The 23,378-nt window shown below is 66.5% G+C and carries 28 protein-coding genes; 13 read left to right on the plus strand and 15 right to left on the minus strand.

Translation table 11 applies throughout. The features are described 5' to 3' along the window. Positions 1 to 333 precede the first annotated feature (333 nt). Complete coding sequence (locus tag QSK17_RS05275) at positions 334 to 636, plus strand: hypothetical protein (protein ID WP_285703268.1); 303 nt, start codon at positions 334 to 336, stop codon at positions 634 to 636. 4 nt (positions 637 to 640) lie between these two features. Here QSK17_RS05275 and QSK17_RS05280 read toward each other — a convergent pair whose 3' ends face one another. Both QSK17_RS05280 and QSK17_RS05285 read right to left on the minus strand, forming a co-directional pair. Then, positions 641 to 1,174 (minus strand): flavoprotein, encoded by a 534-nt coding sequence (locus tag QSK17_RS05280; RefSeq protein ID WP_285703269.1) that lies wholly within the window; start codon positions 1,172 to 1,174, stop codon positions 641 to 643. Continuing rightward, positions 1,171 to 1,488 carry a hypothetical protein gene (locus tag QSK17_RS05285; protein WP_285703271.1) on the minus strand — a complete coding sequence of 106 codons (318 nt, stop codon included), beginning with the start codon at positions 1,486 to 1,488 and terminating at the stop codon, positions 1,171 to 1,173. Before QSK17_RS05285 ends, QSK17_RS05280 begins: the two co-directional genes overlap by 4 nt. Positions 1,489 to 2,002: 514 nt before the next feature. Between QSK17_RS05285 and QSK17_RS05290 the strand changes: the two genes are divergently transcribed. Beyond that, positions 2,003 to 2,917 carry an alpha/beta fold hydrolase gene (locus QSK17_RS05290; protein ID WP_285703272.1) on the plus strand — a complete coding sequence of 305 codons (915 nt, stop codon included), beginning with the start codon at positions 2,003 to 2,005 and terminating at the stop codon, positions 2,915 to 2,917. 47 nt (positions 2,918 to 2,964) lie between these two features. Continuing rightward, positions 2,965 to 3,267: an imine reductase family protein gene (locus tag QSK17_RS36065; RefSeq protein WP_352231776.1), complete on the plus strand. Its 303-nt coding sequence runs from the start codon at positions 2,965 to 2,967 to the stop codon at positions 3,265 to 3,267. Between the two features lie 259 nt (positions 3,268 to 3,526). Here the strand turns inward: QSK17_RS36065 and QSK17_RS05295 are convergent, their stop codons facing one another. From QSK17_RS05295 to QSK17_RS05310, 4 genes are all read right to left on the minus strand, one after another. Further along, positions 3,527 to 3,943, minus strand: a complete 417-nt coding sequence (locus QSK17_RS05295) for an arsenate reductase ArsC (RefSeq protein WP_285703273.1) — start codon at positions 3,941 to 3,943, stop codon at positions 3,527 to 3,529. Next, positions 3,936 to 5,033: an ACR3 family arsenite efflux transporter gene (gene arsB / locus QSK17_RS05300; RefSeq protein ID WP_285703274.1), complete on the minus strand. Its 1,098-nt coding sequence runs from the start codon at positions 5,031 to 5,033 to the stop codon at positions 3,936 to 3,938. The genes QSK17_RS05295 and arsB overlap by 8 nt, the downstream gene beginning before the upstream one ends. 47 nt (positions 5,034 to 5,080) lie before the next feature. Then, complete coding sequence (locus QSK17_RS05305; protein ID WP_285703275.1) at positions 5,081 to 5,422, minus strand: ArsR/SmtB family transcription factor; 342 nt, start codon at positions 5,420 to 5,422, stop codon at positions 5,081 to 5,083. Between the two features lie 82 nt (positions 5,423 to 5,504). Continuing rightward, positions 5,505 to 6,110 carry an arsenate reductase ArsC gene (locus QSK17_RS05310; RefSeq protein ID WP_352231767.1) on the minus strand — a complete coding sequence of 202 codons (606 nt, stop codon included), beginning with the start codon at positions 6,108 to 6,110 and terminating at the stop codon, positions 5,505 to 5,507. A gap of 1,608 nt (positions 6,111 to 7,718) precedes the next feature. On the opposite strand from QSK17_RS05310, the gene QSK17_RS05315 reads away from it, so the two are divergent. From QSK17_RS05315 to QSK17_RS05325, 3 genes are all read left to right on the plus strand, one after another. Next, positions 7,719 to 8,639: an alpha/beta fold hydrolase gene (locus tag QSK17_RS05315; protein ID WP_285703276.1), complete on the plus strand. Its 921-nt coding sequence runs from the start codon at positions 7,719 to 7,721 to the stop codon at positions 8,637 to 8,639. A gap of 9 nt (positions 8,640 to 8,648) precedes the next feature. Next, on the plus strand, positions 8,649 to 9,257 hold the full coding sequence (locus tag QSK17_RS05320; RefSeq protein ID WP_285703277.1) for a TetR/AcrR family transcriptional regulator: 609 nt from the start codon (positions 8,649 to 8,651) through the stop codon (positions 9,255 to 9,257). A 101-nt stretch (positions 9,258 to 9,358) separates the two neighbouring features. Then, a complete protein-coding gene (locus QSK17_RS05325; protein ID WP_285703278.1) occupies positions 9,359 to 9,490 on the plus strand; it encodes a hypothetical protein in 132 nt (43 codons plus the stop codon). Between the two features lie 38 nt (positions 9,491 to 9,528). On the opposite strand, the gene QSK17_RS05330 is transcribed toward QSK17_RS05325, so the two are convergent. After that, the gene (locus QSK17_RS05330; RefSeq protein ID WP_285703279.1) at positions 9,529 to 9,729 is read right to left on the minus strand and encodes a DUF397 domain-containing protein; all 201 of its coding nucleotides are present in this window, start codon (positions 9,727 to 9,729) and stop codon (positions 9,529 to 9,531) included. Next, on the minus strand, positions 9,720 to 10,544 hold the full coding sequence (locus QSK17_RS05335) for a helix-turn-helix domain-containing protein (protein ID WP_285703280.1): 825 nt from the start codon (positions 10,542 to 10,544) through the stop codon (positions 9,720 to 9,722). The genes QSK17_RS05330 and QSK17_RS05335 overlap by 10 nt, the downstream gene beginning before the upstream one ends. A gap of 576 nt (positions 10,545 to 11,120) precedes the next feature. Between QSK17_RS05335 and QSK17_RS05340 the strand changes: the two genes are divergently transcribed. Then, the gene (locus QSK17_RS05340; RefSeq protein WP_285703281.1) at positions 11,121 to 11,645 is read left to right on the plus strand and encodes an ATP-binding protein; all 525 of its coding nucleotides are present in this window, start codon (positions 11,121 to 11,123) and stop codon (positions 11,643 to 11,645) included. After that, positions 11,642 to 11,881: a hypothetical protein gene (locus QSK17_RS05345; protein ID WP_285703282.1), complete on the plus strand. Its 240-nt coding sequence runs from the start codon at positions 11,642 to 11,644 to the stop codon at positions 11,879 to 11,881. The genes QSK17_RS05340 and QSK17_RS05345 overlap by 4 nt, the downstream gene beginning before the upstream one ends. 119 nt (positions 11,882 to 12,000) lie before the next feature. Here the strand turns inward: QSK17_RS05345 and QSK17_RS05350 are convergent, their stop codons facing one another. Next, the gene (locus QSK17_RS05350; RefSeq protein WP_285703284.1) at positions 12,001 to 12,216 is read right to left on the minus strand and encodes a Mu transposase domain-containing protein; all 216 of its coding nucleotides are present in this window, start codon (positions 12,214 to 12,216) and stop codon (positions 12,001 to 12,003) included. 86 nt (positions 12,217 to 12,302) lie between these two features. Between QSK17_RS05350 and QSK17_RS36380 the strand changes: the two genes are divergently transcribed. Further along, on the plus strand, positions 12,303 to 12,614 hold the full coding sequence (locus tag QSK17_RS36380; protein ID WP_502889137.1) for a winged helix-turn-helix transcriptional regulator: 312 nt from the start codon (positions 12,303 to 12,305) through the stop codon (positions 12,612 to 12,614). Here QSK17_RS36380 and QSK17_RS05360 read toward each other — a convergent pair. Next, the gene (locus QSK17_RS05360; RefSeq protein WP_285703285.1) at positions 12,596 to 13,843 is read right to left on the minus strand and encodes an MFS transporter; all 1,248 of its coding nucleotides are present in this window, start codon (positions 13,841 to 13,843) and stop codon (positions 12,596 to 12,598) included. The two genes, QSK17_RS36380 and QSK17_RS05360, sit on opposite strands and share 19 nt — an antisense overlap. Continuing rightward, the gene (locus QSK17_RS05365; RefSeq protein WP_285703286.1) at positions 13,830 to 14,444 is read right to left on the minus strand and encodes a mycothiol-dependent nitroreductase Rv2466c family protein; all 615 of its coding nucleotides are present in this window, start codon (positions 14,442 to 14,444) and stop codon (positions 13,830 to 13,832) included. Before QSK17_RS05365 ends, QSK17_RS05360 begins: the two co-directional genes overlap by 14 nt. A gap of 40 nt (positions 14,445 to 14,484) precedes the next feature. Here QSK17_RS05365 and QSK17_RS05370 point away from each other — a divergent pair, with 40 nt between their 5' ends. Next, positions 14,485 to 14,985: a MarR family winged helix-turn-helix transcriptional regulator gene (locus tag QSK17_RS05370; RefSeq protein WP_285703287.1), complete on the plus strand. Its 501-nt coding sequence runs from the start codon at positions 14,485 to 14,487 to the stop codon at positions 14,983 to 14,985. Between the two features lie 242 nt (positions 14,986 to 15,227). Here the strand turns inward: QSK17_RS05370 and QSK17_RS05375 are convergent, their stop codons facing one another. After that, positions 15,228 to 16,202 (minus strand): cytochrome d ubiquinol oxidase subunit II, encoded by a 975-nt coding sequence (locus tag QSK17_RS05375; protein WP_285703288.1) that lies wholly within the window; start codon positions 16,200 to 16,202, stop codon positions 15,228 to 15,230. 13 nt (positions 16,203 to 16,215) lie between these two features. Continuing rightward, positions 16,216 to 17,484, minus strand: coding sequence for a cytochrome ubiquinol oxidase subunit I (locus tag QSK17_RS05380; protein WP_285703289.1), 1,269 nt, complete (start codon positions 17,482 to 17,484; stop codon positions 16,216 to 16,218). 506 nt (positions 17,485 to 17,990) lie between these two features. Between QSK17_RS05380 and QSK17_RS05385 the strand changes: the two genes are divergently transcribed. Together QSK17_RS05385 and QSK17_RS05390 are read left to right on the plus strand one after the other, a co-directional pair. Next, positions 17,991 to 18,431 carry a YybH family protein gene (locus QSK17_RS05385; RefSeq protein ID WP_285703290.1) on the plus strand — a complete coding sequence of 147 codons (441 nt, stop codon included), beginning with the start codon at positions 17,991 to 17,993 and terminating at the stop codon, positions 18,429 to 18,431. A gap of 61 nt (positions 18,432 to 18,492) precedes the next feature. Continuing rightward, entirely contained in the window at positions 18,493 to 19,056 is a 564-nt protein-coding gene (locus QSK17_RS05390) for a YceI family protein (RefSeq protein ID WP_285703291.1), read from the plus strand. A gap of 421 nt (positions 19,057 to 19,477) precedes the next feature. Here the strand turns inward: QSK17_RS05390 and QSK17_RS05395 are convergent, their stop codons facing one another. Next, on the minus strand, positions 19,478 to 20,374 hold the full coding sequence (locus QSK17_RS05395) for a LysR family transcriptional regulator (RefSeq protein ID WP_285703292.1): 897 nt from the start codon (positions 20,372 to 20,374) through the stop codon (positions 19,478 to 19,480). Positions 20,375 to 20,867: 493 nt separating this feature from the next. Between QSK17_RS05395 and QSK17_RS05400 the strand changes: the two genes are divergently transcribed. Beyond that, the gene (locus QSK17_RS05400; protein WP_285703293.1) at positions 20,868 to 21,242 is read left to right on the plus strand and encodes a hypothetical protein; all 375 of its coding nucleotides are present in this window, start codon (positions 20,868 to 20,870) and stop codon (positions 21,240 to 21,242) included. 535 nt (positions 21,243 to 21,777) lie between these two features. Here the strand turns inward: QSK17_RS05400 and QSK17_RS05405 are convergent. After that, positions 21,778 to 23,166 (minus strand): AlbA family DNA-binding domain-containing protein, encoded by a 1,389-nt coding sequence (locus QSK17_RS05405; RefSeq protein WP_285703294.1) that lies wholly within the window; start codon positions 23,164 to 23,166, stop codon positions 21,778 to 21,780. Positions 23,167 to 23,378: the final 212 nt, after the last annotated feature.

The following is a 23,378-nucleotide window of genomic DNA, read 5'->3' on the forward strand; positions in this document are numbered from 1 at the left end:
CCCCCGAGGCGGATGAGCCGGCATGAGCGGTTCGAGGAGGAGCCACTCCTCGTCGGTCAGGTCATGGCGATCTTGCACCATGACCTTGTACCGCACCACAACGAAGATCTACAAAACGGCTCCTAGTCGGGTGATCTCGCCGGGAGGGGTGGTGCCGCGGAATGACAGCGGCCCGAGTTGCTGGCGGCCGGGACCGGCCCCCAGGCCGCATGCCCGGCCGCCGAGCGGGCGCAGGGCCGCGAGGCGGCGCGGAGCGCCACCCTTGATCTCTAAAAGCTCAATTCGGCAGAATTCTCGTGCTGAGCAGTGCCCCCTCGACCAGAGAGCTACTGAGTGACGGATTCGATTGCGTGGGTCTGGTGGTTCTTCGTGGGGGCTGGTCTCCTGCTGGGCGCGCAGGGGATCTACGTCTTGAGGGCCAAGCAAGTTCCGCGCCGGATAGCGCGTAAACGCGGCCAGATTCCTGCACATTGGTTCGCGGGGCAATTGCTGCTGGGCGCTCTCTTCTTCTTCATGCTTGGATTGCCCCCACTGTTGGGCTGGCCTGCCCCGGTGCTGTTTACATCGATGCTGTTCTCGTTCGCTCCCCTTCTGGGCTCGATGGTCCTCGCATCGAAGAAGGTGTCGGTCGATTGACCGGCTACCGGTCCAATTCAGCCAAGGTGAGATGCCAGGGATAGGTGTCGATCACGTCGGCTCCGGTGCTCGGGGTGTGGGGCTCGAACTGGCCGGGGCCTAAGAGGACGTGGATTCCTTCAGAACGAAGCGTCTCGACGCTGCGGCGGAGTGGGTCGCGTGAGGCAAGGGCGCTGTTCACGAAGGGCAGGACAACGACGGGGATGCCAAGGCCGGGTGCCTCGGCCAAGAGTCCCAGGGCGTAGGTATCGGAGATGCCTTGAGCGAACTTGTTGATGGTGTTGTAGGTGGCCGGGGCAACGATGATCGCGTCTGCCCTCGGGGACTTCGGTTCTCCGGGCTTGCGGTACTGGCTGCGGACAGGGCGGCCGGTTTGCTTCTCCAACTCGGGCACGTCAATGAAGTCGAGCGCGGACGGGGTGGCGATGATCTGGACCGTCCACCCCTGCTCCTGGGCCATCACCACCAGGCGGTCGACGTCGCTGGCCGGTCCTGCGGCGCACACGATGACGTAGAGGACCTTGCCGGGTTCGGTCACGCGCTGACTCCCAGGGCTTCGGCGGACTCTCGGGCTTCGCGCCGGACGGTGATGGGCGCGGTGGCGAGGATGTCGCGGACAAGCCTAAGCGTGGCGGGGCGGCCGGTGATCTCTTCGGGGGCGATGTCTCCGGCCGCACGCAGGACGTACAGGGCGCGGTCGTGCTTGCCCCAGGCGAGGAACGCACGGGAGGTGTCGAGCAGAACAGTGGCCTTGCGCTCGTTGATGGCAGGGCGTTCAGGTCGATCTTGCGGGCGTTCTCGATGGCGGTACCGGCGTCGCCGAGACGGAGCGCGCTGTTGACCCGGTGGCACAGGACGTTGTTCGGGCCGAACGCGGTCCACATGTGGTTGCCGTCATGACCGAGTCGCCGGCCTGCCTGCTCGGCCTCGTCGAGTAGTTCGGCCGCGGTGTCCCTGTGTCTCGCCGTGCCGGTTTCTGCCTTTTAGTCCGTCGTTGTCCCTGCCGACGTGCCCGGCTGTGACGGCCCATTTCTCCCCGTGCCGCGTACACACGAGCAACCGCCGAGCAACCATCCCGGCCACCGCCTGGCAGGAATGGTGGTGTAGTCGACGATCCGGTCGGCCCGGTAGGAGCGGATGATTCCGATGGCCCCATCTCCAGAATCGGTTTGCCGAAGTGGCAAAGTGATTCGCGGCGGCTTCACCGCACAGCGGATGATTGCAAGAACCATCGTCCGGTGCGCCGACCGTGGTTCGCACTGGGCGCACGAGGATCACAAGCTTCGGAGGATTGATGTCGCGGTCCGCTCCTGCCGCCTCGGTCACACATCGCCTGGTCTCGTCTTCTACTGGTCGCATCCACCTGGTGGAGCAGGGATCCGGGCCGCTGGTGCTGCTGGTGCACGGGTTCCCCGAGTCCTGGTACTCCTGGCGCCACCAGTTGCCGGCGCTGGCCGCGGCCGGCTTCCGGGCGGTCGCCGTCGACGTTCGGGGCTATGGCCGCTCCTCCAAGCCAGAGAACGTGGCCTCGTACCGGATGCTGGAACTGGTTGAGGACAACGTCGCCGTCGTACACACCCTGGGTGAGCAGACGGCGGTGATTGTGGGCCACGACTGGGGCGCGACCATCGCCGCGAACTCCGCCCTCATTCGGCCAGACGTCTTCCGCGCGGTCGGGCTGCTGAGCGTGCCGTATGCCCCGCGCGGAGGGCCGCGGCCCAGCGAGGTCTTCGCGCGGATGGGCGGCGAGGAGGAGTTCTACGTCAGCTACTTCCAGGAACCCGGACGGGCCGAGGCCGAGATCGAACCGGACGTCCGCGGCTGGCTCGCCGGTATCTACGCCGCCCTGTCCGGCGACACCATGCCGCGCACCGGCTCCCCGGACCCGCACTTTGTATCCCGGGGTGGGAAACTGCGCGACCGGTTCCCCTCCGGTCGGCTGCCCGCCTGGCTCAGCGAGGACGATCTCGATGCCTACGCTGCAGAGTTCGAGCGGACCGGCCTGACCGGGGCGCTCAACCGCTACCGGAACATGGACCGGGACTGGGAGGACCTCGCCGACTTCGACGGAGCCCCCATCACTCAGCCGTCGCTGTTCATCGGCGGCGCGCTGGACGCCTCCACCACTTGGATGGCCGACGCCATCGCGGCATACTCCGCTACCCTGCCGGGGCTGGTCTCCTCGCGCATACTCGACGGCTGCGGCCACTGGATCCAGCAGGAGCGCCGCGAGGAGGTCAACGAGATCCTTACCGGATGGCTCGCTTCTCTGCCCGCCTGACCCGGACGGCGATACGCAGTCTCCTGCCGCCGACCATGGGCATGAGCATGTTCTGGACGTCCATGCTTCTGCTACTCGCAGGCCATCGCCCTCGCCGACGCAAGCGCCTCAAGGCTGCGGACATGCTCCCGCACGCCACGGAGACGATGACGAGCATGCCGGGCCTTCTCGACTTCTACGCGGAGCGCATCGACGCGGGCGTCCAACGGCGACGTCGACGCAATGCATCAGCGGCGAATTGGCCGGCGTCGGCCTTCGGGTGCCGCCCAGCACAGTGCGGGACATCCTCAAAAGAGCCGGGCTCGGTCCGGCACCACGTCGCACTGGCCCGAGCTGGAGTCAGTTCCTGAAAGCGCAGGCCGAGGGCATCTGGGCGTGCGATCTGTTCCACGTGGACACCGTCTTCCTCGACAGATACTCCACGGCCTGATCAACCAATACCGGCGGGCCGCATAGACGGGGCGGATAACCGCAGACCAGAGGCCACATCCGGGTTTTCGCACCCCACAAGCCACTTCCACCTGCTCTGCCGCATCTGCGGGCTGGTCATCGAGCAACGAGCCTCCCCAACGAGAGGAGGCCCCTGGGATTTGACCCGACCTGGGACGGTTACCTGGTCGGCGCCGGGTCGAGTTCCGCGATCAGCTTTTCGATCCGGGTGCGGATCTCGTCCCGGATCGGGCGTACGGCGTCGATGCCCTGGCCGGCGGGGTCGTCGAGCTTCCAGTCCTCGTACCGTTTGCCGGGAAAGAAGGGGCAGGTGTCGCCACAGCCCATGGTGATGACCACGTCGGAGGCCTCAACGGCTTCCGGGGTGAGGATCTTGGGCTGCCCGCCGGTGATGTCGATGCCGACCTCGCGCATGGCCTCGACCGCGACAGGGTTGATCTGATCGGCCGGAGCGGATCCGGCGGAGCGGACCTCGATCCGGTCCCCGGCCAGATGGGCGAGCCAGCCTGCGGCCATCTGGGAGCGTCCGGCGTTGTGGACGCAGACGAACAGGACGCTGGGCTTGCGGTCAGGCATGGACGGGCTCCTTCGTGAACAGGCGTCGGCCCCAGAGGCTGACGTAGACCAGGGCGACCAGGACGGGCACTTCGATGAGCGGGCCGACGACGCCGGCGAGGGCCTGGCCCGAGGCGACGCCGAACACCCCGACGGCGACCGCGATGGCGAGCTCGAAGTTGTTGCCCGCGGCGGTGAAGGCCAGCGTGGTGGTGCGGTCGTAGGGCAGGCCGATGGCGCGGCCGGCCAGGAACGAGCCGCCCCACATGAGGGCGAAGTAGGCGAGCAGTGGCAGCGCGATCCGTGCGACGTCGCCGGGCTGGGAGGTGATGGTGTCGCCCTGCAAAGCGAAGAGGATGACGACGGTGAACAGCAGGCCGTACAGGGCCAGCGGGCCGACTCTCGGCAGGAAACGGGTCTCGTACCAGTCGCGGCCCCTGGCGCGTTCGCCGAGCTTGCGGGAGAGGTATCCGGCGGCGAGCGGGATGCCGAGGAAGATCAGCACGTACCCGGCGATGTCCCAGGCGGAGACCTCGAGCGCGGACTGCGACAGACCGAGCCATCCAGGCAGCACCTGCAGGTAGAACCAGCCGAGGGCGCCGAAGGCGACGACCTGGAAGATCGAGTTGATGGCGACGAGTACGGCGGCGGCCTCCCGGTTGCCGCAGGCCAGGTCGTTCCAGATGAGGACCATGGCGATGCAGCGGGCCAGCCCGACGATGATCAGGCCGGTGCGGTACTCGGGCAGGTCGGGCAGGAAGATCCAGGCGAGCGCGAACATGACGGCCGGGCCGATGAGCCAGTTGAGCACCAGCGAGGAGATCAGCAGCCGCTTGTCGCCGGTCACCGTGCCGAGGCGGTCGTAGCGGACCTTCGCCAGCACCGGATACATCATCAGCAGCAGACCGAGGGCGATCGGCAGGGAGATGTCGCCGACCTTGACGGCGTCCAGGGCAGTGTTCAGGCCGGGGACGAGCCGTCCGAGGAGCAGGCCTGCGGCCATCGAGACGCCGATCCAGACCGGCAGGAACCGGTCCAGCGTCGACAGGCCGCCGATCACGCCGGTTTCGGGCGGGGCGGACGCTGGGGCGCGGGTCGGGCTCGATGACATGAGGAGTGATCTTCCTTACGTGCTGGAGAGGGCGGAGCGGATGCCGATCAGACCGTGGCGGGGACGCTGAGCAGGGCCGACAGCTCCGCGAGCGTCTCGGGGACGATGCGGTAGTACACCCAGGAGGCGCGGCGCTCGGAGGTGAGCAGGCCGACCTCCTTCAGGACCTTGAGGTGGTGGCTGATCGTCGGCTGGGACAGGTCGAAGGCGGCGGACAGGTCGCACACGCAGGCCTCGCCGCCCTGGTGGCTGGCGACGATCGACAGGATGCGCAGCCGTACCGGGTCGCCGAGCGCCTTGAACACGCGTGCTACTCCTGCGGCCTGCTCGCCGTCCAGAGGCTCACGCGCCAGCGGCGAGCTGCACTCCAGAAGCTCCAGCGGTTCCATCCGCCCTCCCTGTGTTGATGCCTGTCGATATCAATATATGTCGATATCGATGGATGTCTAATCAGCGCACGGCCGCGTGATGTCAGATGGAAGGCAGGTTGAGCTGGGCGAGGAGGTCGCGCACATGGCGCTCGATCTCGTCCCGGATCGGACGGACCTCCGCGAGCCCCTTCCCGGCGGGGTCGTCAAGCTCCCAGTCCAGGTAGCGCTTGCCGGGGTAGACCGGGCAGGCGTCCCCGCATCCCATCGTGATTACGACGTCGGCCGCCTGGAAAACCTCGTCCGTCCATGGCTTGGGAAACTCCGCGGAGATGTCGATACCTCGCTCGGCCATAGCCGCTACCACTGTGGGGTTGATCTCGTCGGCGAATTCAGAACCGCCGGACCAGGCCAGTGCGTTCTGATCAGCCAGCGCCCGGAAGAACCCGAGTGCCATCTGGCTGCGGCCCGCGTTGTGCGCGCACAAGAACAGCACGACAGGACGTCCGTCGCTCCCGTCTTCCACCCTCGCCAGGGCGTGTAGTCGCTGGCGGGCGAATCGTTCAGCCAGCAGGGGGAGGAAGTTGGTGACCCGGCCATGTTCGGCGAACTCGTCGTAACTGGTCTGCAGGAACCGCGCGATCGTCTCGGCTCCGAACGTGCCGGCGAACTCCTTGCTCAGGCGGTGCGCAGCGGTGTCCGGGGCCACTTGTTGATCACGGGGCGGCGGCGCGGATAAGCGCCTCGGCGAATGTCCGCGCGACATCTTCGACCGGGGGCGGGACGTTGCCCAGCGCGTCCTGTAGCACGGGGCGCAACAGTTCCAACCTCAGCCAGCTACGGACTCGGGCTCTTGCTTGCGGCGACCATCCCGGAGCCGAGGCCCCCGCCGGAGGCGTCACAACCGTCCGCCTCGCGGCCAGCTCAGCTTTGGGCGAATTGGTAGACCTTGAATGGTAGATCAGGCACACTTGTCCTCCCCTATGTGGAGGATCAAATGGTATTTGGGGCAGCAGAATTGCTGATTTTGTCGGTGCTCTGGGTCGTTCCGGCAGTGGTGTTGTTCTTCCTCATCTACTGGGCGGTTCGGCTGGCGATCAGGCATGAGACACGGAGGGATGACAAGTCCGTGTGAGGTCGCCGATCCGGAACTGATGAACTGACTGCGGAGCACAAGGCTCGACGGATTGGGGAAGCACGATCGTGACCAATATCCTCCCGGGAACCCCCGGGTACGACAAGATCCTCTTCGCGCAGCGCAGCACAGCCCCTGGCGGTACAGGTGGGTACAAGAATCTCGCTGAGCGTATGGGCACCCAAAAGGTGTCGTTCGCCGGGCTAAACCGGTAGCACAATGGGATTGTCGGCTGCCTCAAGGATGCTCATCTGCAGCATACTACTCGCGGCCATGGGTGGGTGTGCCGACTCTGCAACCGGAGTCGGCACACCCGCAACCCCGTCGGGGGTCGATTATTCGGGCGGGACGGAGAAGCAAAGGTCGACGGTTTCGCGGTTCATCCGGGGCCTACGCGATCGACAGATTGATGGCATCGCGCTTGGGGATCCGTCACGCCGCCCGATTACTCCAGACCAAAGCAAGGCCGCAGCCTGGCTCATCAACCGCTTCGGGTCGGACGTCCACCGGCCTCTGCGTGTGGAGTTCCGGTCAGGCGACGTCATTGAGCGGTCATTCGCCTGCCTGTTCATGAGGAATGGCAGCGAGCGTCTGCTGTTGACGCTCTATCGACCAGATATCGGGGGTCCTCCAGAATACATAGATGAGGACGATCCACCTTACTGGGAGATCTCGATTATCGAGTTCGCCGGCCTTGACCGGGGATCCAAGCCGACCGGAACCGTTGCTCGGCACGGCTTCTGCGGAGACGGCCAATACGGGCCGTTCCCCGTTGTCGTCTACTAACTCGATGACTCAGCTTGATCTTTAACCTTTGCCCTCGGTCGGCTGGTTGAGCTGGCCGGGGTTTTGGCGTTTGCCGGACAGCAGAGCGGCCCTGGCGTGACCATGTGCGTTGGTAGGCATTCGTCTCCTGCGCGATAAGTGACCCTGACGAGCTGTAGTCGGGTGATTTCGCCGGGAAGGGTGGTGCAGCCGTCCTCGCCGGCGATGTCGAGGTGTTTCAGCCCGTACCAGGCCAGCGCGCACCGCCACCCATTGAGAGGCGGTGTTGGCCGGGCGCACACGGGCGATGACGGGCAGATCGGGAACGCGTTCCGTCACCCACTCAACCACCGCGGTCGCGGCCTCGCTGGTCCCTTGATAGGATACGACTGTATCCATTCGGGAGATGGGGTCACCATGCGCATGCCTGACCGGCCGTCCGCCTTCGCCAGCGACTCTGCCCGTGACAAGTACTACGCCGTCTATGACCGAGTGCTCGGCGAGCTGTGGCCGGTTCCGGTGGACGCCTTCGACGTGGAGACCCGCGCCGGCATTGTGCGGATCCATCGGGCCGGGCCCGCCGAGGGGGATCCCGTGGTCCTCGTGGCCGGTGCCGGCGGGAACGCGCTGGCCTGGTACCGCTACATCGAGCCGCTGGCACGCACGCGCCCGGTCCTTGCCGTCGACCCTCTCGGCGAGCCAGGCCGCTCGGTTCAGAGGCAGCCGCTCGCGACCGGTGCCGAGGTCGGCGGCTGGGTCACCGACGTACTGGCCGCAGTCGGAGCCGAGCGCGCACACCTGGCGGGTTTCTCAGCCGGAGGCTGGGCCGCGGTGGAACAGCAACTCGGAGGGGGCGGCCGGGTCGCGGCACTGACGCTGGTGGACCCGGGCGGCTTCGCGCCGTTGCCCAGGCGGTTCATCCGGTGGGCCCTTGCCGGGGCCATCGCCTCCATGCTTCCTCGTACGTTGCGACACCGCATGGCCGAGGTAGTGGACAACGGCGTACTGCGCGAGGATGGGCTGGTGAGGCTGATGCGGGCCGGATGGTCCTTCCGCCGGCGCGTACCCATCCCGCCCGCCTACACCGACGAGCAGATACGCGAGGTGTCCGTGCCCGTGCAGGTGCTATTAGGCGCTCGCAGCGCGCTGCTCGACGCGCAGGCGGTGGCCGCACGGCTAGCCGACATCGCGCCGGCCTGGCGCGTGGAGATCGTGCCCGGCACTGGACACTCGCTGCCCGTCGAAGCTCCGGACCTGGTCGCCGAGCGGATCCTCACCTTTCCCAGCCAGGCGCGGCCCGGGACCGCAACGTCGAAGCACAGCACGAACAACAGGTAGGAAACGGGCATGCCCCGACAGGTGGATCATGATGAGCGGCGGCGCCAGTTGACCGAGGCGCTGCTGCGCATCGCCAGCACCCGCGGCCTGCAGGCAGTGTCGATGCGTGAGATCGCCGCCGAGGCCGGGGTCTCGCTGCGCGTCGTCCAGTACTACTTCACGAACAAGCAGGCCCTGCTCGAGTCCGGCCTCACCGAGCTGGGTGCCCGCATGGACCGCCGGCTCAAGCAGCGAGCCGCCGCTGCCGCGGGCGAGCTGACACCGCGAGGCGTTTTCGCCGCCGTCCTCGGCACGATCCTGCCCTTCGACGAGCAGAGCAAACTGGACTCTATGGCCTGGACCGCCTACTACACCGCCGCCCTCACTGACCCGGCGCTCGCCGCAGTCGGGCTCACTCTGCCCAACGCGCTGGAGAACTTCCTCACCGTAAGGTTGACCGCCGCGCAGCAGGCCGGGGACATCGCCCCCGATCGTGACCCGCGTACCGAAGTCGCCAGCCTTCTGGCTCTCGCCAACGGCCTGACCTCCAGTGTCCTCAGCCGACAGCGCAGCCACGAGGCCGCCACCAAGATCATCGACTACCACCTGGACCGCCTGTTCGGGCCGGCAGCGGTTTGACCCAGCGGGACCACTGCGGTTGAGGGACATAGCCAGCGGCGTTCGCGGCCGGCATCGGGTGTCGCAGCGACAGTCGACCTAATGTGCTAAACAGCCGAAGGATGAGCGCGAACCTGCAGGTCATGATGCTGCTGGTGACCTCGCTGGCCAGGGCAACCGGGAAGACCCCTTCCGAAGTCACCCAGAAAGTCGCTCTCGCTATCGAGGCAGCCCTGCCAGAGGAAGGGACGTAGGGCACACGCGTGGGAAACGGGGGTGGTTGCAGGTGGTGCTACGCGTCGAACTCGCCATCCTTGACGCCATCGACGAAGGCTCGCCACTCGGCAGGAGTGAAGAGCAGCCGGGGGCCATCGGGGTCCTTGCTGTCGCGGACCGCGATGACACCTGGAAGGTTGCTGGCGACCTCCACACACTGGCCGCCATTCCCGCCGGAGCGTGACGACTTCCGCCATACGGCAGCGCTCAGGTCCATTCCTGCTTCACTTCCTTGATCATCTGAAGCGATACATGCTCAGGATAGGCCCACAGTCGTATCGCCTCGTATCGGTTCCATAGGGAGAGTACGAGATCGTGATCAGCGGACACCTGGCCTTCGGCAGGAGAGTCAGCGTGGACAGTGTCTGGACCATTAGGCATCTCTGCGATCATGAATGCGCCCAGCAGGCCAGGGAGGCATTTGGAATCGACGACCTGAAGGGAGATGGCGGGTCGCTGCGCGGTCACAAGTAGATGGTCAAGCTGCTCGCGCATTACCTGGGAGGTTCCCACAGGGCGGCGTAGCACTCCCGCGTCCATCATGACCAGAAGCGACGGCGGATCGTCTCGATCCAGGATTTGCTGGCGCTGCATTCGTGCCCTGACACGCTCGTCGATCTCCTGCGGGCTGATGCGCGGCTCTTGCGCGAAGATCTCGCGAGCGTAGGCCTCTGTCTGCAACAGGCCAGGGATCAGGAGGGGATCCCAGGATCGGAGAACCAGGGCGGAAGGCTCTATCTCCTCAACCCATCCCATAAACCAACCAGGCCCTCCCGGGCGAGAGATGATGCGTTGATAAAGCCCCACAAAGTACTGCCTATCGGTCAACCCGAATATCTGATCGAGTTTCTCTGCGTCCGATTTGGACGGCGCGCGTTTCGCAATCTCCAAGCGGCTCACCTGGGTTTGAGTGCATCCCAGACGTGAGGCCACAGCCGCCTGAGACAGCTGGGCGGCCTCCCGCAGCCGACGCATCTCGCTACCGAAGCGAACGCGAGGCGAACCGGGCATATGGGTTGGCTCGTCGGTCATCGCATCCTCCAGTCGTTGGGAAATCGCCCGTCAAACTTAGCGACCATGCAGGTGATAGACCAACGTTAAACCAGAAATCGTCATAACTTGGCGTGGGCTGTCATGGAATTCCGGCTTCGCATTGTGCCTACGTGCAGGCACTCTGGGTGTGCGCCGAACGCATGGTGGGTTGACGGATATGCACGCGGTAGGCGCAGTTAAACCAGCGCGAGACGATGATGCGCGATCATGACGATAGTCGATCGCTTCTGTAGCAGAAGCGGCAGTCGAAGGAGTTCGGATGGTCTGCTTTATGAGAAGGGGTGAAGACCAGCAGCAGTTCATTCATTTAGTGCGATTGGCTTGGGACCTGAAGGGCCTCGGAATGGTCACCTCGATCGTGCTGCGCCCGCACGAAATTCCTGTTCTCGATGTGATGAGAGCGAGGGGACGGCCGCTTCGGGTCCAGGCCATTCACCGGCCCCACGGCTGGGTGTTCACCTGGCGGCCGGCGTGGTCGCGATTTTGGCGGCAAGGCGAGTGGACGTGGGCACTCGATGAGGATGCCGCCAGGAAGATCAGAGATGCGGTGACCGTATGACTCCGCACGCAAAGGTTCGGGCGCGGACCGGCCGCTTTCATGCCGAGACCGTACAGCACGGCGGCTTGGGGGCGCTGGGGGAGGCCGACTTCCCTGGGAACGCATCATCGGTCGGCGCTGCCCGCGTGTGGGCGCGAGCGCTGCTGGCTGGACGGGTGACCGGTGAGGTGCTCGATGATGCCGTTCTCCTGCTAAGTGAACTGGTCACGAACTCCGTCGTGCATTCGGACTCCGGGCGCGAGCCGGGCGGGCTGGTCACGGTCTTCCTGGCGGCTGGGGACGGCGTCGCGCACTGCGAGGTCATCGATGACGGATCGGCCGCCAGCGTTCCCGTCATCCGCGAGGCGTGCCTGGAAGACGGCAGCGGGCGAGGCCTGTGGATGGTGGACGTCATGGCCGACGTTTGGGGAGTCCATCACGATGACGAGGCAGGCAATGCCGTCTGGTTTCGCATAGGTGGACATCCCACGTCAACCCATGTCATGCCGCTTGCGTCACCTTGTGTGGGAGGTGCAGCGTGAGCGTGTTCCCCATGCCTGACTTCGGTAGCCGGCAAGAGTTGTCCGACGAGGAACTGCGCGGGATGCGTGAGACGGTCGCCCGAGCGTTGGAGGTGACGGCGGAGATTGCCCGCCGGGAGCAGCGTCACCCGCAAGGACTGATCAGCGATGGCTTCCTTATCCGGGACGGGATGGACGTCGCGACCGAGCTGATGGGTATCCCGCCGGTCTCCGACGAGGACCCGCGGGGGGCTTGAAGGTCATGGCCTGGCGTTTCCTTCCTGCGGGATTCGGGTTCGGCGGAGCGACTGGGCATAGGCGGCGACCGACGGCAACGGGCGGGTGTCGGGCGGCAGCTTCTCCAGGCGGCGGGCGGTCAGGGATGCGACTGCGGGCGGGGTAGCCGGGTCCGCGCCCTGGGCGGGCTGGCCGACGGTCTCGCTGTCTCCAGGTAATGGTCCAGCTCGAGGCGAGCTTCGGACTTACCGGGCAGCCGCTCGTGTCTGGCGACCTCGGCGCGTCCGTCGTAGATGACCAGGTCCGAGGCGTGGAGCAGGACGCGGACCCTGCGGCCGATCAGCCGGACCGGCAACCGATGTGCGTGTCTCCGAAGACCATCCGACGTGCCAGTAGCGCGATGTCCTGGACCGGGTCGGGGACAAGTGGAGCGTGCTGGTCATGAGCCTGCTGGGCGACGGTCCCAAGCGTTACTCCGAGCTTCAGCGCGCCATCGAGGGCATCTCCCAGCGCATGCTCACGCTGACGTTGCGCAGCCTGGAACGCGACGGCCTGGTCGAGCGGACCGTCACCCCAACCTCGCCGCCACGCGTCTACCTGTGCCTCGATCGCCTCCTCCAGCCACCGTACGAACAGAGCCACCGGGCCGTCCGGAGCCGTCGCGGGGTCGAAGACCGGCATCTGGGCAGGGAAGACCGGAAGCGACCGGAACAGGTCTCGCAAGCTTTCGTCCATCACGTCATGACCTCCTGAGGAGAAGTGGTGGCGACTTCGCGGGTGCTGACCGCGTGTGCCGGAAGCCCGCGCTCGGCGTACAGCAGGAGCGCCGCGCCGGTCAGGACCATGACCGCCAGAACTGTCCACAGCTGCCATTGCCCGGCCTCAAGCAGGAATCCCAGCAGCAGCGGTGCGAGGGTGCGGCAGACCGACCAGGACAGCTGGTAGATCGACAGGTACCGGCCCCGCAGGTGATCGGGGGCGGCCTGCACCGACAGGCCCTGCGCCGGCGCTGAGTGGACGAGTTCGCCTGCGGTGTAGAGCACCGCGACCGCCAGGACGGCGACGACGGCCTCGGCACCGCTGACGAGCTGGGGAAGGGCCGCGAACGCGGCGAAGGACAGTGCGAAGACGGCCGCGCCGAGCGCTGCTCCACGCGTACGCCTGCCACGCATGGTCAGGCGGGCGACCGGGACGCCGAGCGCGGCGACCAGAACGGTGTTGACCCCGAACACGGCCCCGGCCAGGGCGTCGGGGATGCCGATGTCGCGGGTTAGAAAGACCGGGAGGGCGATGGCCTGGGTCGTGTAGCCAAACGCGATCAGGAAATTGGCGGCGGTGATGAGCAGGTAGGGTCGGTCGCCCAGCACCTGACGGAACCCGTCCTCTGTCCCCTCCTGCCGCATGGCGCCGCGGATGGTGGGGATCCGGGCCACGAGTACGGCGGCGATGGCGAAGACCGCGGCCAAAACCACCGCGGCTCCGATGAAACCGGCGTTGCCGTTCAACGCCAGCATGCCCGCTGCCGCCAGGCTGCCGAATCCCATGCCGCCGTTGCGGAGGCTGCGATCCCACGCCAGCAGCCGGTCGCGCTCGGCGCCTGCGGCGATCTCGCCGATGAGTGCTTGCTGGCTGGGCGAGGAGGCCCACATCCCCACCGCGACCACTAGGGCGATCGCCAGGAAGGCGGGGTAGGAGTCGGCGAACGGGTAGGCGGCGAAACCGGTCGCCCGCAACGCGAGCGCGCCGATGACGACCCGTCGGCCGCTGAAGCGGTCGATGAGGATGCCCGCGACCGGCATGAACGCCAGGGCGCAGAGCCCGGCGACGGTCAGGCCCGCGCCGATCGACGTCAGCGACAGGCCGGTGAGCGAGCGAATGAACAGCATCGTCAGTGGCACGTATATGCCGTCGCCGATCGAGCTGACCAGGCTTGCGGCGATGAGGCGGCGGCGCGTGCGAACGCCGGGTTCAGCCGAAGTCAAGCGCACCGCGTCCTCGCTTGAGCTCGGCGAACGTGCCCATGCCGGCCAGGGTCCGAGCTGCCTGGAACAACCGAAGCGCCTCCTCGCCCTTGGGGATCGAGGTGAGGACGGGGCCGAAGAAGGCCGCGCCGTCCACGGTGACGACGGGTGTCCCGGCCTCTTCGCCGATCGCTTCTTGCGCGGCCTGGTGGCTGGCGCGCAGGGCCGTGTCGAACTCGTCGGTGTGAGCGGCCTTGGCCAGCTCCGCGGGCAGCCCCAGCTCGTCGAGTGACTCGGCGATGACACCGTCGTAGTCCTTGTTGCGCCCTGCGTGGATGCGGCTGCCGAGCGCGGTGTAGAGGTCGCGCAGGATCACATTGCCGTGCAGCACTTCGGCGGCCGCGCACACCCGGGCCGGGCCCCAGGCGCGGTCATTGAACTCGCGGTACCAGGGCTCGAGCTCGCGGTGCTCGTTGAGCACGGACAGGCTCATGATCCGGAAACGCAGGTCGATCGGCTGAAGCCGTTCGACTTCGAGCAGCCACCTGGAGGTGCACCAGACAAAGGGGCAGGTGGGGTCGAAGTAACAGGAAACCGTGGCAGGGGTAAAGATATCTTCCATGGAAGATATATTACCTTCCGTGGAAGGTATAATGAAAGCCATGCAGGACGACGCCATCGCCGCCATCGCCGAACAGTGGAAACACGAGCGGCCCGATCTGGACGCGACACCGATGCTCGTCATCGGCCGGCTCTTCCGGCTCACCGACGCGCTCGACCAGCGGCTGCGCCCGCCCTTCGGCGCCGCAGAACTGGGAAACGGCGACTTCGACGTGCTTGCGGCCCTTCGACGTTCGGGGGAGCCCTATACCCTCTCCGCAGGCGAGCTCAGTCGGACCGTCCTGGTCTCCACCGGCGCTATCACCAAGCGGGTCGACCGGCTCGAAGCCCGCGGGCTGGTCACCAGATCCGTCGCCGAGGCGGATTCGCGCGGACGCCTCATCACCCTCACCGACGAGGGCATCGCACTGACCGATGAGCTCATCGCCGTCCACCTGGACAACCAGCGTCGGCTCCTCGCCGGGCTCAGCGGGGACGAGCAAGCCCAGCTAGCCAGCCTGCTCGAACGACTGTCCTCCACACTGGACGCCAGTGACGACTAGGCTTGCGTATCGACCTCCTCCGAGGCCGGGTTGTGAACCTGGGCTAACACGCCGGTCCTCGACGTGTACGCGGCGGTGCGTGACGCCTCCGGGCATCCTCTCGTCGTGGTCAACGTGCTGCTTCCCGCCGACCGTCACGAGCTGGAAGACGCTTACCCGCTCAGCTGACCTTATGAAGTACGCCGTCAATATGGCGATCATTGGCTGATTGCCGGCCTCCACGATGGGTCGTAGCACGTCGCTCAGAAGTAGCTGCTGGCGGTGCGTGCGCGGAAGGCCCACCAGCTCCACGCCTGGTAGGCGAGGATCGTCGGGATCAGCACCACTCCGAACGCGGTCAGGATCTGCAGCGTGGTGCCGTCGGCCGCAGCCTCGGCGACGCTCAGGCCTGCGCCGGCCTTGGTGGCCAGTACGTACGGGTGCTGCCCTGCCCCCACCAGCAGCACCGGCACGACCGTTGCACAGCAGGTGGCGGCGAAGGCGCGGATGCGGTGCCCGCGCGACAGCGACCACCAGGCGGCCACCAGTGCCGTCGCCAGCAGCCCGGTCAGGGGCGCCGAGGTGAGTGGATTGGTCATCGAAGCGCCCACGCCCAGCAGCGTCAACACCAGCGCCAGGACGGCGGCGGCGCCTGCCGCGCCCACCAGGGTGGTGCCCGCCCGGCGGGCCCTGACGGCCAGGTCAGGGGCCGAGCGCAGCGCCAGGAAGGCCGCCCCGTGCGAGGCGAACAGCAGCGCGACGCTCACCCCGCAGGCCAGCACGAACGGCGTGAGCACCTGGCCGGCTCCGATGTGGAAGCTGCCGTCGGCGAGGCGCGGCACCCCATGCAGCAACAATCCCACCACCAGCCCCCAGCACACGGCCGGCAACGTGCCACCCGCCACGATGAGCGCCTGCCACCACCGGCGGCCGCGGCGGGTACGGCGGCGCAGCTGGACCGCGGTGTTGCCTACCACCAGCCCGACCAAGATCGCCACCACCAGCGGGTACAGCCCGGACAGCAGGCTGCCCTCCAGGTGCGGGAAGGCGCCGAACAGCACGCCGGTGAAGGCCACCAGCCACACCTCGTTGCCCAGGAAGAACGGTGCCATCGCACCCAGGGCCGCATCGCGGTCTTTCATGAACGAGTGCAGCAGCTGCACGCCGAGGTCGTAGCCGCCCAGCACGAAGTACCCGGACAGCAGCAGCCCGAGCAGGGCCAGCCAGAACGTCTGCATGGTCGTCTCGCTCTCAGAAGGCCGGAACCGTTTGCTTGTCTTCGGCCAGCGGCTGCAGCGCGCCGAGCTGGGTGGCGTCCGGGCCGCGTCTGGCCAGGCGGGTGATGAGCGTCCAGTTCGTCACCGCCAGCGCCACGAAGATGGCGATGAAGGTCGCGCACGAGATGGCCAGCGCAGCCGTACTGACATGGGACAGGGCGTCGGCGACCGTCAGCTCGCCGTAGACCAGCCACGGCTGGCGGCCCACCTCGCGGAAGACCCAGCCGCCCACCGAGGCGATGAACGGGAAGGGGATCATCGCGGTCATCAGCCAGGCCAGGGGGCGCCAGCGCACCAGCCAGTCCTTCCACAGCAGGATGACGGCGATCAGGGTGATGGTGGAGATAGTGTTGCCGATGATCGTCATGGCGTCCATCGAGACGCGCAGCCATTCGCCCGGCAGCGTGTAGTCGCCCGGTCCGTACTGCTGGAGGAGTTGGGCCTGCACCTGGGCGACGCCGCTGTCGTCCATAGCGGCGATCTTCATCGGCTGGGTACGGCGCAGCAGGGGGAACTGCATGTCGCCGACGATGATGACGAAGAAGGAGGCCAGCATGGCCACCCACACCCCCAGGCGGAGCGAGCCGCGAAACAGGTCGGTCTCCTTGGCGTCGCGGGCGAAGTGGTAGGCGCTGACGCCGGCGACGAACACACCGCCGGTCGTCAGCGCGGCCAGGGTGACGTGGGCCAGCGCGATCAGCGCGCTCGGGTTGGTCACCAGCGCGGCGAAGTCGGTGAGGTAGGCGGCTCCGTCGCGTACTTGGTAGCCGACCGGTTGTTGCATGAAGCCGTTGGCGACGAGGATCCAGTAGGCGGAGGCGTAGGCGGTCAGGGCCACCAGCCAGATCAACGTGACGTGCACGCCGCGGCGCAGCCGCCCCCATCCGAAGATCCACATGCCGAGGAAGGTGGATTCGGCGAAGAAAGCGATGAGGGTTTCCAGTGCTAGCGGGGCGCCGAACACGTTGCCGGCGAACTTGCTCAGCCCACTCCAGCTGAGCCCGAACTGGAACTCCATGACGATGCCGGTGGCGATGCCGACGGTGTAGTTGATGAGGTAGAGCTGACCCCAGAAGCGCGTCATGCGCTCCCGTACGGCCGCTTTGGCGGGATCTCGGGTGAACGCGGCCCTGGTGTGCATGATCGCCACGATGGGGACGAGGCCCATCGTGAGGATCACGAACAGCCAGTGGATGCCGGTGGTGGCCGCAAACTGGAGTCGGGCCAGATCCGCAGCGCTCATGGTGCGACCTTCCCCGGTGCAGTGGTGTGGTGTGGGAGCCATTGCACCGTAGAGGACAGGCGCTTATGCCTTCAAAGACCGGTTCTGCCATGAACGGATACCCCGCAAGGCATAACCCCTCGCCGATGGCCGCATCTAGTGCGCGATTGACGGCATAGAGCTGCGCACGTCTTTCGAGTGGCCCCGCATTGAGCTCACCCAAGGGGCCTTCGACGCAGGAGAGCTTGCCCGTGTCGTTCAGCAGGGGCCGGGCCGCTGCGATCGAACAGAGTGTGCCCGGGCTCGCCCTCCAGTCCGGCGATGACACGGCTGGGCGCCTCGCGGCTCGGCTGAGGTGCTCCAGCCGCCGCGCCACCACCGGGAACTGCTTGAGCGGGTCCAGCTCCATCATGCCGCCCAGGACATAACATCATAGCAATAGTTATCTTAGAAAAGATAACTCCTGAGCCATAGCCTCGGAGGTGTAGAAGCCAGATTCCACCGCAAAGGGAAGGGTTGGGGTAGCGATGCCTACGCAACGCGAGGTAGATGAAGCCAAGATCCGCCAGCTGGTCGACAAGATCGTCGAAGGGCTCCAAGGCAAGGATCTCGAGGGTCTGAAGCGGCTTTACGCGACGGACATCGTGTCCTTCGACGTCGAGCCGCCGCTCCAGCACGTGGGGATCGAGGCGAAGCTCAAGAACTGGGCGCCCGTGTTCACGTTCTTCGAGCGTGTGACATATGAGGTTCGCGACCTGACGCTCACCGTGGGCGATGACGTGGCGTTCGGGCACGCGTTCGCTCGTCTCAGCGGCACGCTGAAGAACGGGACGGCGACGAGCGGTATGTGGGTCAGGGTCACGTACTGCCTCCAGAAGATCGACGGCACATGGTTGATCATGCACGACCAGGTCTCGGTGCCGCTCGACATCCCCAGCGGCAAAGGCGTTGTCGACCTCGAGCCCTGATCCCGCCACCCCACTCCCGCCTGCGCCGCGTCGCCGCGGCACCCCATCCATGGAGGAAACCATGACCCTCGTCCCCGCGACCGTCGAGATCCCGGGCTATCTGGTCGGCACCTGGAAAGCCGACCCGGTGCACTCCGAGATCGCCTTCACTGTCCGTCATCTCATGATCAGCAAGACGCGTGGCCGGTTCACCACCTACGACGTCACGATCGTCACGAGCGAGGACCTGCTGGGCTCGTCGGTGACCGCGACAATCGACCTCGCGTCCATCGACACCGGCAACGAAATACGTAACAACCACCTTCGCACCGCCGACTACCTCGAGATCGACAAGTACCCGACGATGAGCTACCGCTCGACCGGCATCCGCCAGACCCGCGACGGTTGGGCCATCGACGGTGAGCTGACGTTGCACGGCGTCACGCGGCAGGTACCGCTGGCCGTCGAGGTGAACGGGTTCGGCCCGGACCAGTGGGGTGCACAGCGGGCCGGCTTCTCCGCGACCGCGGAGATCAACCGGCGCGACTTCGGCATGGACATCAGTACCCCGATGGAGGCCGGTGGCGTCGTGGTCGGCGACAAGGTGTCGATCAGCCTCGAGATCCAGGCCGTTCTCCAGAAGTGACCCGACCCGGACGGGCAGCCCCCAAGGCCCCATCCATCGATCGGGTGGTGTTGGCCTGGCCGGCCTTGTACTCCTCCGCCCCCGCACTCAGGCCGACCGCCATGGGCGCATCGCCCTGGTGACGGCTTCCGCGGCTAGCATGCCACGATGCCATGACCTCACCCAGCACGGCTGGAACGTCCGTGAGGAGTGCTGCGGACGCCGCACGCGGCCACGCCCTCCGCTGGTGTCGGCTGTGAACCTGCGTGACAGGCTGGAGTTGGAGGCTGCTCTCTCGGCTGCGAGCCCGTGAGCGGCTACCGACGGCGGCGGACTGGTCGCCACCGGGCACCACCCGATCGAAGTGGTGAGCGGATCACGCCTCACATCGTCGACGTCGCCGACAGGACACCCGACAACGTGACGATCACGAAGAGCGTCCTCAGCGCTTCTCCTGTGGTTCGCCGGTGATCCAGTTCCAGTTGGCGATCGTGGTGCGCATCAGGCGGGCGGCGGTGGATAGGTGGCTGCCAGCGCCCCAGTACAGGGTGACCGCGCGTCGGCAGTCAGGGCTGTCGACGGGGACCCAGGCGGCGGGGACCCGCGTGGAGCTGGTCCGGGCGAAGGAGGGGACGAGACCGATGCCGAGCCCCGCGCTGATCAGGGCCGCGATGGCGCTGGGCTCGTCGACCTCGCAGACGATCTTCGGGGTATGGTCTCGTGCGGCGAAGAGCCGGTCCAGGAGGCGGCGTTGCCAGTGCCCTTTGCGGGCGCTGACGAAGGGCTGGCCGGTGAGCTCGTCAATGGTCACCGACGTACGGCTCGCCAGTGGATGGTCGAGCGGCGTGGCCACACCGACCGCCTCATCGAGCAGTTGGACCGCCTCCAGGCCCTCAGCGGAGATCGGCTGGGAGGCGACGCACAGGTCGACGTCCTGGGCCCGCAGGTGACGGCCCATGTCCTCGGCCGCCATCCAGCGGAGTTCGACCTCAATGGTCGGGTGAGCTCGTTTGAAGGCCGCCAGCGGCCCGGTGAGCGTGAGGAAGGTCTCCGACGCCAGCCGTACGGTGCCCACACCCTCGCTGACGGCCTCGGCGACGGCGCGCCGCCCCGCATCCAGCTCACCCAGGGAGCGTTCGACGTAATCGCGGAAGAGCTTGCCCGCGCTATTCAGCCGCAGCCGGCCGCTCCGGTCGAACAGCGGTGTGCGCAGCTCGCTCTCCAGCCGGGCGATGGTACGGCTCAGCGACGGCTGGGCGACGCGAAGCTCCTCGGCCGCGCCGCTGAGGTGTTCCAGCCGCGCCACCACCAGGAACTGCCTGAGCGAGTTTAACTCCATCACGCCTCCAGATGCATAGCACTCCGGTGATATCAACCTTAGACAAAATAACCCGTGAGCCATGGCATCTGGATCTGTTCGCACATCGAGTGAGGAGGATCCCTCATGGCCGGCATCACAGGGTCGACCAAGCAGGAGGAGGATTTGCGGTCGCGGATGCCCAACCTCCTGTGTTCGTCCCCGAGATGGCAGGAGTCGCCGAGGGCCTGCACAAGGCCATCCGGAACGGTGTTATTCCGCAGCATCAGCCTGCCGCAGAGGGTGTCACCCTCACTCGTGGCTGGTGGCCGCAAATGATGATGATCAGTATGAGTGGCCTCCCGCTGGGCTTCGCCCAGGGTCTTGTGGATGACCACGGGCTCACTCGTCCACTTCGGGTGCTTGACTGGAGCGCGTGATGCCCCTTGGCGCGGCGTGGTGCGGACTCGGACGAGTGGGTCGCTTTATTCCTATATGAGTCGTAACCCGGCTGTAGCTGGGTGAGGATGGTGATGTGATCGCTGATGTGTTGGTGTGCCTGTCACGGCTGGCCGAAGCTCTGGTGCTGCTCGCCGCTCCGGCTGAACTTCAGCACGACTGGTGTGAGCGGAACACGCTCCCCGAGGATGAACTCGCTCTCAACTTCGACGATGTCTACCAGACCGTATGGATGGTAGACGAACAGCGGCCCGGTCTGCTCACCGCTGAGGTGAAGGCGTTGCTGGATGGGATCGATCACGCTCTGCAGGCGATGAGTGGTGAGGAGCATGCCGAGGTGTGGACCTGCGAGGGGCTGATGAGCGATCCGCGCTGGGAGCAGGTCCGCGTCCTGGCGCGGCGTGCCGTGGCTGACATCGCGGAACTCGCGGTTGTCCCCGTCTCCCTGTAGGAAACGTGTCGGCGCCGGTCGCCAGGCATCCTCATCGCATGGCCCGCCGTCGGTCTTCGGCGAGATTCGCATACAGCGCTTCCAGGGGGAACGACTCCCGCGCACTTCGGTGTGGTATGGCCCCGTCTCCGGGGTCGGCTCCAGGATGGAGCCCATGGTCAGCTCCTGTCTGTCTCGAAGGCGCGCGCCCTCGACTGTGTCGAAGGTTACGGCTTCCACTCCGGTCGATAGCCCAGGCGATCGGCATAGGCAGTGGCGTGGGCACGGCCCACCATCTCCAGGGCCTCGCGGCGGCCTGTCTCTTCACCGGTCTCAGCGAACCCTGCCTGGATGAGAAGAGCGTCGGCGTACTCGGCGAGCCACTGTCATTTGGCGGCGATGTCTGCTTTCAGCTTTCACCGTAGACGCGGACGTAGCCCTGAACGAGCGCACTGTTCAGCATCGTGTCCAGCTCGGCCTCGTCCTCGTCTCATCGGGCGTGCAGGAAGGTGATCAGAACCGACGTCTCCGGGGCTTGGTTCCTGTCTCGTGGCCATCAGTTTCCTCCCTGCGTCCCGTTGTCGATCGGGATGCCAGTCTGCTGCGCCCACCGCTGCCCAGTGGACCAGTCTGTGCCCCAGGGCCGGGGTCGGAGCGCTCCGTCCCGTGTGATCTGCAGGGTCTCGATCGCTCCGTACGCCTGGAACAGATCGCCCACGAGCCGGGCCGTCGCGCGCGCGAGCGGCTGACCGTCGTCGGCGAGGTCATCCAGCAGGAACTCTGCTTCGCCTCGACCGTACTTCTGGGCGTCCGCACCGTAGACGCGGTAGGTGCCACCGAGTGGATGCGGCGTGAGCAGTGCAACCCCGGGCGAGTTGCGTGACGTCACCAGCTCGTTCGCGTCAGCGTCTCCCAGCAGCGCGACACTCACGGCGGCGACACCAGCCGCCCCCGTTCGATCGCGGGCATGGCGAGCCAGATAGCGGAGCGCGGATGCGGTGTAGGAGACAACGTGGGAGTCCAGCACCTGCGCGACCTCGTTGCCGTCCACTGGTTCCCACGGAAGAGCGAAAGCTAGAGCTCCTGAGCCGTCGGTGTGGAGTTCGGCCCTGATGTCCCGCCAGCCTCCGTTGCTGTAGGCGATCAGTCTGCGGTGGCCGACAGCCGCCTGGGGAGCGTCCCCCACGGAGGTGGAGCCCACAAACATGGTCTGCTGGTAGATCTCCTGACGGAACCTGTCGTACACGTCTATGTCGATTGTGAACTCGCCTGGGACATCGGGAACCAGCGACACGACAAGCAGCGGAGACGGGGCGGCCGACGACTGCATCTTCTCGATGCCGTAGACCGCGTCACCCTCGATGTCCTTGAGACGGGCCTCCTGGTCCACCGCGGCGGTGAACCGGCGCCGGTACATCGACGCGACCTCGCTCTCGGACATCCAGATCTTCCCGCTGCCGTTGCGGCGCGGGTAGCGCAGCTTCCCGTCCTCCTTCGGGTTGATCACCGCGTGAGGAGCGGACCCGCTCGGCGGGACGACGATGAGGAGGAACCCCGTAGGCACCTTCGCGTCTGCGTCCGGGTTCGCGACGCGGATGAGGTCGAACTGGGGAGTCGGGATGACCCGCGCGGACGCCGTCCGGATCCTGCGCAGCAGCTGGTCCGTCAGGTCGATCGGCATCGCCTTCGACGGGACGCCCTGGGCCTCGGCCATGCCGACGACGATGACGCCGCCGCGGTGGTTCGCGAACGTGGCGATGTCCACGGCGATGTCGTCGGCGGCGTCGTCACTGCCGTCCACTCCCGCTTTGTACTCGCGCTTGTAGTCGAGGTCCTCAGCCTCTGCTGCCTCAATCTCGCCGACCAGCGCTTCGAGCTGGGCGTAGGTGACCGACTCGGCAGGAGCGCCGAAGATCGCAGCGAGTCGGGGGGAACGGAAAATCATGGTCACTCCACGGGGGATGGTGTCGCGGCTGGCGCCAGCGCGGTGCCGCCGCCGACCTCTCTACACGGGGGCTGGCGTTAACGTCGCGCCGATGCGCCCGAGCGTGCTGACGACCCGGGGCGGCCGGTAGTTCCCGAGCACCTTCACATCTGGCCACCGTTCACCGGGCAGCCGGCAGATCGGGCACCGCGCCAGGGCCGAGATGGATTCCC

The organism is Microtetraspora sp. NBRC 16547, from assembly GCF_030268965.1.
Taxonomy (GTDB): Bacteria; Actinomycetota; Actinomycetes; order Streptosporangiales; family Streptosporangiaceae; genus Microtetraspora.